The 15,199-nt window shown below is 74.5% G+C and carries 11 protein-coding genes; 4 read left to right on the forward strand and 7 right to left on the reverse strand.

The window, feature by feature from the left end:
- Positions 1-8 precede the first annotated feature (8 nt).
- Complete coding sequence (locus ACFW1I_RS22045) at positions 9-662, forward strand: GntR family transcriptional regulator (RefSeq protein WP_384672545.1); 654 nt, start codon at positions 9-11, stop codon at positions 660-662.
- Positions 663-682: 20 nt separating this feature from the next.
- Here the strand turns inward: ACFW1I_RS22045 and ACFW1I_RS22050 are convergent, their stop codons facing one another.
- From ACFW1I_RS22050 to ACFW1I_RS22070, 5 genes are all read right to left on the reverse strand, one after another.
- A complete protein-coding gene (locus tag ACFW1I_RS22050; protein ID WP_384672548.1) occupies positions 683-1,621 on the reverse strand; it encodes an LD-carboxypeptidase in 939 nt (312 codons plus the stop codon).
- Positions 1,618-3,618, reverse strand: a complete 2,001-nt coding sequence (locus ACFW1I_RS22055) for a prolyl oligopeptidase family serine peptidase (RefSeq protein ID WP_384672550.1) — start codon at positions 3,616-3,618, stop codon at positions 1,618-1,620. The genes ACFW1I_RS22050 and ACFW1I_RS22055 overlap by 4 nt, the downstream gene beginning before the upstream one ends.
- Before the next feature lie 62 nt (positions 3,619-3,680).
- Positions 3,681-5,021 carry a M20/M25/M40 family metallo-hydrolase gene (locus ACFW1I_RS22060; RefSeq protein ID WP_384672552.1) on the reverse strand — a complete coding sequence of 447 codons (1,341 nt, stop codon included), beginning with the start codon at positions 5,019-5,021 and terminating at the stop codon, positions 3,681-3,683.
- Positions 5,014-5,847, reverse strand: a complete 834-nt coding sequence (locus tag ACFW1I_RS22065) for a M55 family metallopeptidase (protein ID WP_384672554.1) — start codon at positions 5,845-5,847, stop codon at positions 5,014-5,016. Before ACFW1I_RS22065 ends, ACFW1I_RS22060 begins: the two co-directional genes overlap by 8 nt.
- Before the next feature lie 99 nt (positions 5,848-5,946).
- Entirely contained in the window at positions 5,947-7,656 is a 1,710-nt protein-coding gene (locus tag ACFW1I_RS22070; RefSeq protein ID WP_384672556.1) for a hypothetical protein, read from the reverse strand.
- A 174-nt stretch (positions 7,657-7,830) separates the two neighbouring features.
- On the opposite strand from ACFW1I_RS22070, the gene ACFW1I_RS22075 reads away from it, so the two are divergent.
- Positions 7,831-9,015, forward strand: a complete 1,185-nt coding sequence (locus ACFW1I_RS22075) for a hypothetical protein (protein ID WP_384672559.1) — start codon at positions 7,831-7,833, stop codon at positions 9,013-9,015.
- Between the two features lie 14 nt (positions 9,016-9,029).
- Here ACFW1I_RS22075 and ACFW1I_RS22080 read toward each other — a convergent pair whose 3' ends face one another.
- Positions 9,030-11,486: an MFS transporter gene (locus ACFW1I_RS22080; protein ID WP_384672562.1), complete on the reverse strand. Its 2,457-nt coding sequence runs from the start codon at positions 11,484-11,486 to the stop codon at positions 9,030-9,032.
- Positions 11,487-11,760: 274 nt separating this feature from the next.
- Positions 11,761-12,204 (reverse strand): SRPBCC family protein, encoded by a 444-nt coding sequence (locus tag ACFW1I_RS22085; protein ID WP_384672563.1) that lies wholly within the window; start codon positions 12,202-12,204, stop codon positions 11,761-11,763.
- A gap of 164 nt (positions 12,205-12,368) precedes the next feature.
- On the opposite strand from ACFW1I_RS22085, the gene ACFW1I_RS22090 reads away from it, so the two are divergent.
- The gene (locus ACFW1I_RS22090; protein WP_384672565.1) at positions 12,369-13,400 is read left to right on the forward strand and encodes an Rv2578c family radical SAM protein; all 1,032 of its coding nucleotides are present in this window, start codon (positions 12,369-12,371) and stop codon (positions 13,398-13,400) included.
- Positions 13,401-13,512: 112 nt separating this feature from the next.
- A complete protein-coding gene (locus ACFW1I_RS22095) occupies positions 13,513-15,177 on the forward strand; it encodes an alpha/beta hydrolase (protein WP_384672567.1) in 1,665 nt (554 codons plus the stop codon).
- Positions 15,178-15,199 lie beyond the last annotated feature (22 nt).

The following is a 15,199-nucleotide window of genomic DNA, read 5'->3' on the forward strand; positions in this document are numbered from 1 at the left end:
TGGCGGCCATGACAGCTGCTGAGGAGTTCAGGCCCGAGTCGGAGCGGATCACGCGCACCCTGCGCGACCAGATCATCGACGGGACGCGGGCTCCCGGCAGCCGGCTGGTGGAGCGGGAGATCGCCGCCGAGCTGGACGTGAGCCGCCTGCCGGTCCGCGACGCCCTGAAGGACCTGGTCAACGAGGGGCTGGTGACGCCCCGGCCGCGCACCTGGGCGGTGGTCCGGGAGTTCACCGCCTCCGACATCGCCGACCTCGTCGAGGTCCGGTCCGCCCTGGAGATCCTGGCGTTCCGGCTCGCGGCCCAGCGCCGCACCCGCGCGGGCCTCGCCAAGCTGCGCGCCGTCCTCGACGCCGAGCGGGCGGCGGCGGAGCGCGGCGACGGGGCGGAGGCCCGCCGGGCGGCGGCCGACTTCCACGAGACGGTCACCGAACTCGCCGACAACGCCCTCCTGAACGAGCTGGAGGGCACCCTGCGGAGCCGGATGCGCTGGCTGCTCGGCCAGCACGACGACTTCACGGTCGTCGCCGAGGAGCACGAGGAGCTGTTCCGGGGCATCGAGGCACGGGACGTGGAGCGCGTCGAGGAACTGGCGCTGCGCCACCTGGAGACCAGCCGGAGCAAGGCCGCGGAGCACCAGCGGCGACTGGCGGCGGAGTAGCCCCCGGCCGGATCCGCGCCTCAGACCAGCGCGGGTCGGTCGAACGTGAGCGTGCCGGCGTCGGCGTCCAGCACCGCCGGTATGCCGAGCGGGACGGTGAGCGCGGTGGGGCCGTGCCCGAAGCCCAGCTCCTCCACGACCGGGACGCCCAGGCCGCCGAGCCGGTCGGCGAGGACCGCGCGCACCGCCTCGTACGGGCCGCACTCCTCCCACGAGCCGAGGGCGATCCCGGCGACGCCGTCGAGCCAGCCGGAGCGCAGCAGCTGGGTGAGGATCCGGTCCAGGCGGTACGGCTCCTCCCCCACGTCCTCCAGGAGCAGCAGCCCGCCGCGGGCGGAGGGCCGGGCGTGCGGGGTGCCGAGGTCGGCGGCGAGCAGGCTGACGCAGCCGCCGAGGGTGACGCCGGCGGCGCGGCCCGGGACGAGGGGCCGTGCGGTGCCGAGCCCGAGGACCCGGACGGTCTCGGGCTCGAAGAGGGCGGCGCGCAGCGACTCCCGGGTGGCCGGGTCGCCGGTGAAGGCGGCCACGGCGGTCATGGTCCCGTGCAGGGTGGCGAAGCCGGCGCGGACGGCGAACGCCTCGTGGAGGGCGGTGACGTCGCTGTAGCCGACGAACGCCTTGGGTCCCGCGGCGCGGATCGCGGTCCAGTCCAGGAGGTCCGTCATGCGCTGGGCGCCGTAGCCGCCGCGCGCGCAGAGCACCCCGGCGATCGTGGGGTCGCACCACGCCTCGGTGAGGTCGCGGGCCCGGTCCCGGTCGGCGCCGGCCAGGTGGCCGATCTCCGGGTGGACGTCGAGGACGTGCGGGGCGACCACCGGTTCGAGGCCCCAGCCGCGCAGCACGTCGAGGCCGGCGGCCAGCGCGGCCTCCGGGACGGGCCCGCTGGGCGCGACCACGGCGACCCGGTCGCCCGGCCGCAGCCGGGCGGGGCGGGCGAGTTCCGGCACGGGGCCGGTCATGTGCGCAGCTCCAGCTCCGGCACGTCGGTCCGGTCGAATCCGAAGACCCGGGCGTAGAGGGCGAGTTCGGCCTCCAGGGCGCGGACCATGGTCTCGGCGTGCCGGAAGCCGTGGCCTTCGCCGGGGAAGGCGAGGTAGGCGTGCGGGACGCCCCGGCCGGCGACCCGGGCGAGGAGGCGCTCGGCCTGGGCGGGCGGGCAGATGACGTCGTCGAGGCCCTGGAGGAGCAGGAAGGGGGCGGTGATCCGGTCGACGTGTTCGAGCGGGGAGCGCTCCTCGTACCGCTCGGGCACCTCGTCGAGGCGGCCGACGAGGCCGTCCAGGTAGCGGGACTCGAAGTCGTGGGTCTCGTCGGTGGCCCAGCCCTTGAGGTCGAGGACGGGGTAGACGATCGTGCCGCAGGCGTAGACGTCGGTCCGGACCAGGGAGGCGGCGCTGGTCCAGCCGCCGGCGCTGCCGCCGCGGATCGCGAGGCGGGCGGGGTCGGCGGTGCCCTCGGCGGCGAGGGCGCGGGCGACGGCGGCGCAGTCCTCGACGTCGACGACGCCCCACTGCTCGCGGAGCCGTTCCCGGTAGGCGCGGCCGTGGCCGGTGGAGCCGCCGTAGTTGACCTCGACAGCGCCGATGCCGCGCGAGGTGAAGTAGGCGATCTCCAGGTCGAGGACGAGGGCGGAGCGTCCGGTGGGGCCGCCGTGGGCGCGGATCACATAGGGCGGGAGCTCGCCGTCGGGGCCGGTCGCGGCGGGGTTGCGCGGCGGGTACACGTGGGCGTGGATCTCGCGGCCGTCGGGTCCGGTGAAGGTGCGGACCACGGGCTCGGGGTAGTGGGCGGGGTCCACGGGGTCGCGGTGCGCGGAGCCGACGACCCGGGTGCGGCCGGTGCGGGTGTCGAGTTCGACGATCTCGGCGAAGCGGTCGGGGGCGGCGGCGACGCCGAGGACGCGGGTGCCGAGGACGGCGAGGGTGGAGCCCCAGACGGTCCAGGGGCCGGGGGCGTCGCAGAGGGTGCCGGTCTCGGGGTCGAGGATGCCGAGGACGGCGTCGCCGCGCCCGTGGAGGACGGCGATCGGGCCGGTCTCCAGGGCCTTGAACCAGCTGACCCCGGTCTTCCAGAGGGGTCCGGCGAACTCCTCCTCGCGGGGACAGAGCGCGCGGGCCGGGCCGAGGGTGCCGTCGGCGGCGAGCTCGGCGCGGTAGAGGTTCCACCAGCCGGTGCGGTCGCTGGCGAAGAGGAGCCGGCCGGCCGCGTCCCAGTCGGCCTGCGGCACCGACTCCTCCGGGCCGCCGGCGACGGTCCTGGCGTCCTTGAGGGTGCCGTCGGCGGTGATCTCGGCGAGGACGGCGTCGGTGCCGTCCCAGGGCATCCGGGGGTGGTCCCAGCCGAGCCAGACGGCCCGCCGCCCGTCGGGGGAGATCCGGGGGCCGGTGAGGAACCGGTGGCGTCCGTCGGAGAGTTCGCGGACGGCGGCCCGGTCGTCGGCGGCGGAGCCGTCGAGGGGGACGGCGGCGAGGACCCGGCGGACGTCGGTGGGCGCGGGGCCGGTGAACTCCTCCAGGACGCACCAGACCTCGCCCCGCTCGGGCAGGAGCACGGGGTCGGCCCAGCGCAGTCCGCCGCCCACCGCGGAGACGGGGGTGAGCGGCCGGGGCTCCGCGCCGGGTCCGGCGTCGGGCTCGTGGGCGTAGAGCCGCTGGTCGGGGAAGTGGCAGAAGACCAGCAGGGGTCCGGCGCCGGGCCGTTCGACGGCGGCCCAGGGCCGGCCGCCGTACTCGATGACCCGGTTCCGTACGTTCCAGGGGGCCGGCAGGACGGTCTCCTCGGTGCCGTCCGCGCGCCGCCGGACCAGGGTCCGCCGGCCGCCCTCGGTGGGGCGGGGGGCGGACCACCACACCTCGTCCCCGACGGTGCCGAGGTATTCGGGGCGTCCGTCGCTGGCGGCCGCCAGCGCGGCTCCGACGGGCGACGGCCAGCTGCCGTAGGCGGCCGTGTTCTGCATCCTCGTTCCCCCCTGGGTACGGGTCGGTGCGTGTGCGGTGTGCGGTGCGCGGGGTGCGGCCGCTAGGCGGTCCTCAGATAGTGGTCGAGCACCCGCACGCCGAAGTGCAGGGCCTCGACGGGGACGCGTTCGTCCACGCCGTGGAAGAGCGCCCCGTAGTCCAGGCCCGGGGGCAGCTTCAGCGGCGAGAAGCCGTAGCCGGTGATGCCGAGGCGGGAGAACTGCTTGGCGTCGGTGCCGCCGGACATGGTGAACGGCAGGGCGTGCCCGTCCGGGTCGAAGCGCTCGACGGCGGCCCGCAGCTTGGCGAAGGTCGGGGAGTCGACGGGGGCTTCGAGGGGCACCTCGCGATGGTGGAACTCCCACTCCACGTCCGGGCCGGTGAGCCGGTCCATGGTGGCGGCGAACTCCTCCTCGGCGCCGGGCAGCATCCGTCCGTCGACGTAGGCGACGGCCTGGCCGGGGATGACGTTGCACTTGTACCCGGCGTCGAGCATGGTCGGGTTGGCGCTGTTGCGGACGGTGGCCTCGACGAGGGCGGCGGCCGGTCCGAGCTTGTCGAGGAGGAGCGGCACGTCGAGGTCGGGGTCGTCGGTGTCGATCTCGATGCCGTGCAGCGCGGCCAGTTCGGTGAGGGCGGCGCGGACGGTGGCGGTGAGCCGGATGGGCCAGGTGTGGGCGCCGACGCGGGCGACGGCGGCGGCGAGGCGGGTGACCGCGTTGGCGTCGTTGACCTTGGAGCCGTGGCCGGCCCGGCCGCGGGCGGTGAGCTTGAGCCAGGCGGTGCCCCGCTCGCCGGCGCCGATGGGGTAGAGCGTCATCCCGGGGTGCGGGTGGAAGCTGAAGGCGCCGGACTCGCTGATGCCCTCGGTGCAGCCCTCGAAGAGGGCGGCGTGCCGGTCGGCGAGGAAGCCGGAGCCGTCCTCGGCGCTGTCCTCCTCGTCGGCGGTGTAGGCGAGGACGATGTCGCGGCGCGGCCGGACGCCCTGGCGGGCCCAGCAGCGGGCGACGGCGAGGACCATCGCGTCCATGTTCTTCATGTCGACGGCGCCGCGGCCCCAGACGACGTCGTCGCGGACCTCGCCCGAGAAGGGGTGGACGGTCCACTCGGCCGGGTCGGCGGGGACGACGTCGAGGTGGCCGTGGACGAGGAGCGCGGGGGCGGTGGGGTCGGTGCCCGGGATGCGGGCGACCACGTTGGTCCGGCCGGGAGTGCGCTCCAGCAGGGTCGGTTCGAGGCCGGCGTCGGCGAGCCGCTCGGCGACGTACTCGGCGGCGGGGCGCTCGCGGCAGTCGCCGCCGCCCCGGTTGGTGGTGTCGATGCGGATGAGGTCCGAGGTGAGGGCGACGACCTCGTCGAGCGCCTTCGCGTCGGGTCCTGCGGGGGACGTGCTGCTAGCCATACTGCTCCTCCACGGCGGCCGAGACGATCGTCGTGACCGCTTTGAACGTGCGGATCGCCTCGTACATCGTCGCGCTGGTGTACGCGACGCGCCGCTCGGCGCTCCGCGCCACGCCGGGAACCACCGTGGCGGCGGCGCCCAGGTGCTCGGCGTCGAACTCGACCTCGACGGTGTGCGGTCCGGCGTGGACCGGGTCGTGCCGGACGGCGAGGGCGGCGGCCTCGCGGGCGGCGGCCCGGATGTCGGCGGCGGTGCGGGCGGGGGTCCGGCACACCGCCGCGTACCGCGAGACGTGGTCCTTGACGGCGACCTTGAGCGCCTCCGGGGCGTACCCGAGGGCGTCCTCGCAGGTCAGGTCGTCGCCGGTGACGAGGACGACGGGCACGCCGTACTCGGCGACGACATGGGCGTTGAGCACGCCCTCGCTCGCCCGGAGGCCGTCCAGCCAGACGCCGGTGATCGAGTTGGCGAGATAGGTGTGGGCGAGGACGCCCTCGGCGCCGGCGCCGGTGTGGTACCCGACGAAGGCGATCCCGTCGACGTCCCCGTGCTGGACGCCCTCGACCATGGAGAGCGACTTGTGACGGCCGGTGAGCATCTGCACGCGGTCGTCGAGCCGCTCCAGGAGCAGGTTCCGCATCGTCCAGTGCGCCTCGTTCACCAGCACCTCGTCGGCGCCGCCGTCGAAGAACCCGAGCGCCGCCGCGTTCACGTCCGAGGTGAACATCGACCGGCACCGCTCCCACTGCGGCGTGCCGGGCAGCACGTCGGCGGGCCAGGTCACACCGGTGGCGCCCTCCATGTCGGCGCTGATGAGGATCTTCATGGAGGGAACCGTACGCTCCGCCCGGCGCCGCTACCACCCCTGTGGACAACTGCCGTTGGAGTGGACCAGTGGAGGCGCCGGGGCGGAGGTACCGGCACGTCAGGGCCGTTCCGGGAAGGTCCGGGGGTCCTCCTCGGCCATCCGGCGCAGCGCCTCGGCGGCGCGTTCGGCGGGCGGCCTGCCGTCGTCGGGCAGCCGCCAGAGGTACTGGCGCGGGTCGCCCGTTCCGTCCGGGCGCGGTCCGTCGAAGGTGACGACGGTGGTGTCCGGGGCTCCGAAGTCGGTGCTGATCCAGCCCTGCCGCAGTCCCCAGCGGGTGAGGAGTTCGGGCCGGTCACGGAGTCCGGCGGTGATCAGGCGGGCGGTGTGCCGGGCGGGCCAGGTCCAGGCGTGGTCGTGCTCGGCGCGGGCGACCTCGGCGTCGTACGCGTCGGCGTCGAAGCGGTACGCGGGGAGTTCCGGCAGCCGGCCGGGCCGCCGCCAGCCGTCCCACACCACGTGCCGGCCCTCGCGGCGGACGGTGACGTACAGCGCGCCGCAGCAGCCCTCGGTGCAGTACGCCTCGGCGAGCCGTACCTCGCGGGGCTCGGTGCCGGCGCGCAGCGAGCCGGTGTCGAGCAGCCGCTCGGGCGGGTCGCCGGTCCCGTGGACGAACACCTCGGGCACGAGGGGGCGTCCGTCGACCAGCAGGCGGGTCTCGACGAACTCCGGGTCCGCGGGGTCGGAGACGGCGACCTCGATCCGCAGTCGGGCCGGGGCGGCCGGGCCCCGCTCGCGCAGGTGCCCGGCGGTGTGCCGGATCCAGTCGGCGCGGCGCCCGGTCTCCCCGGGTTCGCGCACGGCGTCCAGGAGTCGGCGCAGGACCGTCTCGCGTCGCCCGGGGGGCCAGTCGAGGAGGCGGGAGGGGCCGCTGTGGAGGTCCTGGGCGAGGGAGAGCAGCCGGGCCTGGTGGTCGGGGTCCGGGGGCAGCAGGTGGGCCCGTTCGGCGACCGTCCCGTACAGGGCGGGGGCCCGGTCGTAGCGGAGGATCTCGATCTGGTCGGCGCGTCGGCCGGTCGCCTTGGCGAGGAGTCGTACGGCCTGGGCGAGGAGCACGGGGTCCTCGGGCGTCCGGGCGAGGCGGTCGGCGATGCCGGTGGCCTCGGCGACGCGCCGGGCGGTCTCGGGTCCGAAACCCCGTGGTGCCTCGGGAAGTCGGGGCAGCCGGTCCCGTACGGCCTCGGGGTCCCGCGCGGCGACGGCCTCGACGAGTCGGCGCAGTTCCTCGCCCTGGGCCCGATGGATCAGCCACACCAGGGCGGCGCCCGGCCGGTCCAGGGGGTCGAGGGCGGCGACGACGTAGCGGAACGTCTCGGCGAGCGCGCCGAGTTCGCGCAGGTACGGGACGTCCTCGGGCTCGCCGAGCCGGACGAGCAGCCCGAGGCCCGCGGCGACGCCGTGGACGGTCGTCCCGTGGCGGACGAGCCGCCGGGCGAGGGTGCGGGCGGCGGCCGGGTCGGCGTGGTCGAGCGCGGCGGCGGTGGGGAAGACGAGCTGTTCGCGGACGCGGGTGGCGACGAGGGCGCGTTCGGTCTCGGCGGCGGCCCGGTCCGTGTCGGGTGCGGTCAGCCGGGCGAGCAGGAGGCGGGTGACGGCCTCGCGGGCTTCCCGGTACGGCGGGTGGTGTCCCGTTCCGTACGGCGGTCGCGCCGTGTCGGGGAGGGGGTGGCCGCCCCAGGGCGGCGGGGTGTCGGGTGCCGCGTCGCGCAGGCTTCTGGCGTACGCGTACAGGGAGGGCGCGGGCGTGGGCCGCGCGTGCGGGGCGCTCACCGCGCGGGGTGGGTCTCGATTCCGTGGATCATGGAGGCATCCTGCCCGGTGGCGCCTCCCGGACGCCAGGTGTTTCTCCGACGACCCGACCTTCGAATCGGGCCAAACATCGCCAACGGGTACGTATAGGCTGTCGGCCGCAGTTGTCCCGCCCGACCGACCGGAGTGTTCTCGGTGACCATCGCCCTCGATCCGTCCGACACCACCCCCGACACCGCCGCCGCCTCCCCCGAGCCGGAGGAGAACTTCTGGGTCCCGGAGGCCTCCCCCGCGCCCGAGGAGACCGGGGCGGCGGAGGCGCCCGAGGCCTCCGGGACGTCCGAGGAGACCGTCGAGGAGGAGGTGACCGCCGACCCCGCCGACCACGACCCGGTCGTCGTCCGGGACGCCCAGGACTTCGGGGTGTACGCGCGGACCGGCGGCTGGGCGTTCGCGCTCAAGGTGGCGCGCAGCGTGCGGCCCGGTGGGCAGGCGGCCGAGGGCACGGCGGCGCGGAAGGTGTCGGCGCGGGCGTTCGCCGCGCTCGCCGGGTGCTCGGCGGACCGCGTGATGCGCTACTACAAGGCGTGGGACATGGCGGCCGACGACGGTCTCGTGCCGCAGTTCGAGTTCCTCGAACCGGGCGCCGACATCGATCTGCCGGACGCCGACGTCTGGCTGTCGTACTACACCTCCCGCAACAGCGCCTCCTCCGTGCGCGGCCAGGCGATCAGCGCCGCCGCCGAGGCGGAGGGCATCCGGCCGACGAAGGCGCTGGAGGTGGCGGAGAACCCGACCGCGCTGCGGGCCGCGATCCTCGCCGACCCGGGGACGGCCGAGGCGGCGCGCGGGGCGCTGCTCGACCGGATGAAGGAGGACCCGGCGCTCCAGACGGAGCTGGCGCGGGCCATCGCCCGCACCGACGACCTGAAGAAGGCCGTCGCGACCGAGGCGAAGGTCGCGGACCGGATCGGCTACGTCCGCCAGATCGTCGAGAACGGGCAGATCAAGACGCCCGCCGGGCAGACCGTGGAGGCGCCGCCCGAGGTGCGCGCGGAGGCCGAGCGGCATCTGTCGCTGATCGACGAGCTGGACGACTCGGAGGAGGCCGGCGAGTGGGCCGGCGAGGCGTACGAGTCGGTGAAGGGGCTCGTCGCCAAGGCCGTCGAGGAGGACCCGGCGCTGCGGGTCCAGGAGCGGCGGACCCGCTTCTACAGCTCGCTCCAGAAGGCCACGAAGGTCTTCGAGGAGCTGACCCTCGACGAGGTGATGGAGGAGGAGATCTACGAGGAGGACATGCTCCAGCGCCTCGAAGCCCTCCAGGAGGCGATCGGCAGCTGCATCGCCGCTCTGCGCAAGGCCGCGCCGACCGCCCCCTGACGGGACCGGGCCCGTCAGTCCTGGTGGCCGAGCTGGAGGTCGCGCTCGGTGCGGCCGCCGCCGGCCACCTGGAGGACGGTGGCGACGGGCGGGTAGCCGGCGGCGATGACGGTGTACTCGCCGGAGGAGAGGTCGACGAAGCGGAAGGTGCCGTCGGGCCCGGTGGTGAGGGTGTCGACGACGTTCCCGGCCGCGTCGAGCAGGGTGACCCGGGCGTCCTCCACCGGGCGCCCGCCGCCGGCCCTGACCGTGCCGCGCAGGACCGCGCCGCCCGCCAGTTCGATGTCCTGGCGGGTCTCGCGGGAGGACTGGACGCTGACCGGGACGGCGGCGGGCCGGAAGGCGGGGGCGCTGGCCGCGAGGGTGTACTCGCCGGCGACCAGTTCGGTGATCACGTACCCGCCCTCGCGGCCGCTGCGGGTGGAGGCGACGACCTCGCCGCGGACGTCGGTGAGGGTGACGGCGGCGTCCCGGACGGGGCTGCCGTCGGCGGTGAGGACGCACCCCGCGAGGCGTCCGGCGCCGCCGAGGACGACGTCGAGGTCGACCGGCCGGTCCCCGACGGTGACGGAGACGGCCTGCGGCTGGTGGCCGCCGGCGGCGGCGATCAGCACGTACGAGCCGCTGGCGGGCACGCTGAGCGCGTACCGGCCGTCCTCGCCGCTGGCGCCGCGGCCGATCTGGCGCCCGCCGACGTCGATGAGGGTGAGCGCGGCGCGCGGGACGCGGCTGCCGTCGTGGTGCTGGACGGTGCCGCAGACGGGGACTCCGGTGTGGAGGTGCGCGGCCGGGGCGGCGGCGGGGGCCGCGTGGCGGGCGTGCGGGACGGCCTGGACGCCGGTGTCGAGGTGGGCGTCGACGGCCTCGGGGGCGGGGGTGTGGTGGGACACCAGCGGTTGCTCCTTGAGGAAGAAGGCGAGGACGAGGCCGAGCACGAGGACCGGCACGAGGTAGAGGAAGATGCGCGGCATGGCGTCCGCGTACGCCTGGATGTAGAGGTCGCGCAGGGCGGGCGGCAGGGCGTGCACGGTCTGCGGGGTGATCGCCTCGGCGGGCGGCAGGGCGGCCGCTCCGCCGGAGCTCCGGACCGCGGGGAGCCGGTCGGCGAGGGCGGAGTCGAGGCGGGCGGCGAAGAGGGTGCCGAAGATCGCGGCGCCGACGCTGCCGCCGATCTGGCGGAAGTAGTTGTGGGCGCTGGTGGCGGTGCCGAGGTCGGCGGGCCGGACGGCGTTCTGCACGGCGAGGATGAGCACCGGCATGATCAGGCCGATGCCGGTGCCGAGCACGGCCTGCCAGAGGCTGTGGGTGAGGCGGGGGGTGCCGATGTCCATGCGGGAGAGCAGGGCCATGCCGAGGACGGCGAGGGCGGAGCCGAGGATCGGGTAGATCTTGTAGCGGCCGGTGCGGCTGATGAGCTGGCCGGAGACGACGGAGGCGACGACGATCCCGCCCATCAGCGGCAGCATCAGGAGCCCGGACTCGGTGGCGGAGGCGCCCTCGACCATCTGGAGGAAGCTCGGCAGGTAACTGGCCGCCCCGAACAGGGCGATGCCGACGACGGCGCCGACGAGCGCGGTGACCGTGAAGACGGGGTCGCGGAACAGCCGCAGTGGGATGAGGGGTTCGGGTGCGCGGTGCTCGACGACCAGGAAGAGCAGCACGGTTCCGGCGGCGCCGCAGCCGAGGCCCAGGATGACCCGGTCGTCCCACTCGTACTCGGTACCGCCCCAACTGGTCAGCAGGACCAGGCAGGTGGAGGCGGCGGCGAGGAGCAGGGTGCCGAGGACGTCGAAGCGGCCGCGGGCCTTCGGCTTGGGCAGTTCGAGGACGGCGGCGACGACGGCGAGGGTGACGAGCCCGAAGGGCACGTTGAAGTAGAAGCACCAGCGCCAGGAGACGTGGTCGGTGAAGAAGCCGCCGAGGAGCGGTCCGGCGACGGAGGCGAGGCCGAAGGCGGCGCCGATCAGGCCCATGTAGCGGCCGCGTTCGCGGGCCGGGACGATGTCGGCGATGATCGCCTGGACGCCGATCATGAGGCCGCCGGCGCCGACGCCCTGGAGGGCGCGGAAGGCGATGAGCTCGTCCATGCTGCGGGACCAGCCGGCGAGTCCGGAGCCGATGACGAAGACGACGATGGCGAAGAGGAAGACGCTCTTGCGGCCGAGGAGGTCGCCGAGCTTGCCGTAGACGGGCAGGCCGATGGTGGAGGTCAGCAGGTAGGCGGTGATCGCCCAGGACATCCGGTCCAGGCCCTGGAGTTCGCCGACGATCTTCGGCAGGGCGGTGGCGACGATCATCTGCTCCAGGGCGGCGAGGAGCAGCGCGAGCATCAGGCCGAAGAAGACGAGCCGGACGCGGCGGGGGTCGAGGGGCGTCTCGGCCGGGGGCTTCGGCGGGGGTCCGGCGGGCGGGCCGTCCTCGGGGAGCGCTGCGGCTTCCCCGGCGTCTTTCACCAGCGTGATGGCACCCACGTACGGCTCCCCTCGTCATGGCGCCCCGGCTCGGTAGCGGCCTCGGCTGGGAGGCGGACTCGGGGACGGGCCATTCTTCGCATCGGGCGCGAAGCGGGAGCAAGTCGGGCGGTACGGGCGGAGGGTGGCGCGACGGGGGTGAACGACGGGGCGCGAGGGGGCACTTGTGGCGCTTCATCAGCGCGTTTGGCGAACTCCCCGCGCCCCCTCGGCGCGTCGGGCGCCGGTACGGGGGCGGCGGGGAATCCACTCGAATCGGTGAACGCCCCGGGCGTTACTTCTCGGTCTCGGCCGCCAGGTTGGCGAGCACGGCGTCGTAGATCCGGGCCAGGCCCTTGGGGGCGAAGGTCCGCTCGAAGAAGCCGCCGATGCCGCCGGCGCCGTTCCAGACGGTGGTGACGACGGCGCGGGACCTGCCCTCGCCGGCCGGGGTCACGGTCCAGGTGGTGACCATGGAGGAGTTGCGGTCCTTCTCGACGAGCTGTCCGTCGGTGGGCTCGGTGACCTCCAGGAGGCAGTCGCGGACGCGCTTGCTGGTGGCCTGGAGCTTCCAGTGGACGAGGGTGCCCTCGCCGTCGCCGCCCTCGCGCACCTCGTACTCGCTGAAGTGCTCGGGCAGCAGCTTCGCGCGCGCGCCGCTGTAGTCGGCCAGCGTGTCGAACACGGTCTCCGCGTCCGCCGCGATGATCCGTTCCGTCGTGGCCTCGACCTGCGCCATCGCATTTCCTCCAGCTGTCATGGGTTCTTCCAGGGGTGTGGGCCAAGCGAACCACGTGCCTCGCGGGGCGCGAAATCCGGGTTGCGACGATCAAGAGAACAGATGTTCTATTCTGGGGTCCACAGGAGTCGAACGTACGAACGAAGTCGATCGAGGAGGCGTCCATGCGCTGGGACCATCTGGGCGAGACCCCGCCCGCGCCCGCCGACACCGCCCTGTTCGGCATGGACGCGGTCACGACCCGCACCTTCGACACCCCCGAGTTCCGGGGGATCACCTTCCACGAGGTCCGCGCCCGCACCATCCTCAACCGGGTCCCCGGCGCCTCCCGGATGCCGTTCGAGTGGACCGTGAACCCGTACCGCGGCTGCACGCACGCGTGCGTCTACTGTTTCGCGAGGAAGACCCACAGCTACCTGGACCTCGACACCGGCCTCGGCTTCGACTCCCAGATCGTGGTCAAGGTCAACGCCGCCGAACTGCTCACCCGCCAGCTCGCCTCCCGCCGCTGGCAGGGCGCCCACATCGCCATGGGCACCAACGTCGACTGCTACCAGCGGGCCGAGGGCCGGTACCGGCTCATGCCCGGCATCCTCACGGCACTGCGCGACCGGGCCAACCCCTTCTCGATCCTCACCAAGGGCACCCTGATCCTGCGCGACCTGGAGCTGCTCACCCAGGCCGCCGAGGTCACCGAGGTCGGCGTCTCCGTCTCGGTCGGCTTCACCGACGAGGAGCTGTGGCGCACCGTCGAGCCCGGCACGCCCTCCCCGCACCGCCGCCTCGACGTGGTCCGCGTCCTCGGCGAGCACGGCATCGGCTGCGGCGTCCTGATGGCCCCCGTCGTCCCCTTCCTCGGCGACTCCCCCGAGCAGCTGCGCGCCACCGTCCGCGCCATCGCCGAGGCCGGCGCCGTCTCCGTCACCCCGCTCGTCCTCCATCTGCGGCCCGGTGCCCGCGAGTGGTTCATGAGCTGGCTCGCCCGCCACCACCCCCAGCTGGTCGGACGGTACGAGCGGATGTACGCCGGCGGGGCCTACGCGCCGACCTGGTACCAGCGCCGGATCACCCGCCAGGTCCACGAACTGGCCGCCGAGTACGGCATCGGACCGGCCCACCGGGCGGCCCCCCGGCGCGTCCCGCACCCCTCCCCCGCCCCGCCGTCCGGCGATCCGGAACAGCTCACCCTGCTCTGACCCCGGCGACACGCCGCAAGGTCACCTGACACGCCGTCATCGCCCCCTCCGTTCGGGTCGATTACCGGCGGAACAGGTCGTGTCCCGTGCCCCGCGGGGCACTCCACGCTCCATGACCACCCGCGCAGGAATGCTGATCGCCGCTGGGGCGCTGGTCGCCGGGACGGTCACCGTCCTGCCCGCGTCCGCCGCAGGCACCGGTGACCCGACCCCCCGCCCCCTCCCCGCCCTCTCCTGGACCGACTGCGGTACGAAGGCGTACCCCCGGCTCCAGTGCGCCACCCTGAAGGTGCCGCTCGTCCACGACGACCCGGCCGGCCGGAGCATCACGCTCGCGCTGACCCGGGTCCCGCACACCGCCAAGACCTCCGAGGGCCCCCTCCTGGTCAATCCCGGCGGCCCGGGCGGCAGCGGACGCGGCATGGCCGGCTACGTCGCCGCCTCGCTGCCCCCCGAGGTCGCCGCCCGGTACGACGTCATCGGCTTCGACCCGCGCGGCGTCGGCAGGAGCGAGCCCGCGCTCGACTGCCGGCCCGGCCACTTCGACCCGGTCCGCCCCGACTCGGTGCCGCGCGGCACCGACGCCGAACGCAACGCCCTGGAGCGCGCCCAGGCGTTCGCCGCCGCCTGCGGCAAGAAGCACGCCGACGTCCTCCCGTACATCGACACCGTCTCCACCGCCCGCGACCTGGACCTCATCCGGAAGGCACTCGACGCGGAGCGGCTCCACTACCTCGGCTACTCGTACGGGACCTACCTGGGCGCGGTCTACGCCCGGCTGTACCCGGAGCGGGTGGGACGCATGGCGCTGGACTCCGTCGTCAACCCGAACGGCGTCTGGTACGAGGACAACATCGCGCAGGACTACGCCTTCGACACCCGCCACAAGGACTTCATGGCCTGGGTGGCCGAGCACGACGCCGCCTACGGCCTCGGCACCGACCCGGCCGCCGTCGAGGCCGCCTGGTACCGGATGCGCGAGGAGCTGCGCGACTCCCCGGCCGGCGGCAAGGTCGGCCCCGGCGAGCTGGAGGACACCTTCCTGCCCGGCGGGTACTACGACGGCTACTGGCCGAAGCTGGCGAGCGCGTTCTCGGCGTACGTGAACGAGCGGGACCCGGCCCCGCTCACCGCCGCCTACGAGCGGTACGGCGAGGCCGACTCCGCCGCCGACAACGGCTACTCCGTCTACACCGCCGTCCAGTGCCGGGACGCCGCCTGGCCCAAGGACTGGAACGTCTGGCGGAAGGACAACTGGGACGTCCACGCCAAGGCGCCCTTCTCGACCTGGAACAACGCCTGGTACAACGCGCCCTGCGCGTTCTGGCCGGTGGAGCCGCTCACCCCGCCGGACGTCAGCAACGACCAGCTGCCGCCGGTCCTCATCCTCCAGGCCACCGACGACGCCGCCACCCCGTACGAGGGCGGACTCGCCCTGCACCGGATGGTCCGCGGCTCCAGCCTGGTCGTCGAGGAGGGCGGCGGGAACCACGGCGTCACGCTCGCCGGCAACGACTGCCTCGACGAGCACCTGAGCACCTTCCTCGCCACCGGCGCCGTGCCGCGGGCCGAGGGCGGGTCCGAGGTGGACGCGGTCTGCGCCGCCCTCCCGGCGCCGAAGCCCGACCCGGCACCTGCGAAGAAGGACACCGAGAAGAAGAAGTCCACCGAGAAGCCCGCGACCAAGGTCACCGAGAAGGCCGCCGTCAAGAAGGCGTCTGCCCGGGTCCTGCCGTCCGGGACGACCCTGCACGGACTCCTGGGGCACGTGCGCTGACCTGTGCTCCTCGTCACTCCTG

It is taken from the genome of Streptomyces sp. NPDC058955 (assembly GCF_042741435.1).
Classification (GTDB): Bacteria; Actinomycetota; Actinomycetes; order Streptomycetales; family Streptomycetaceae; genus Streptomyces.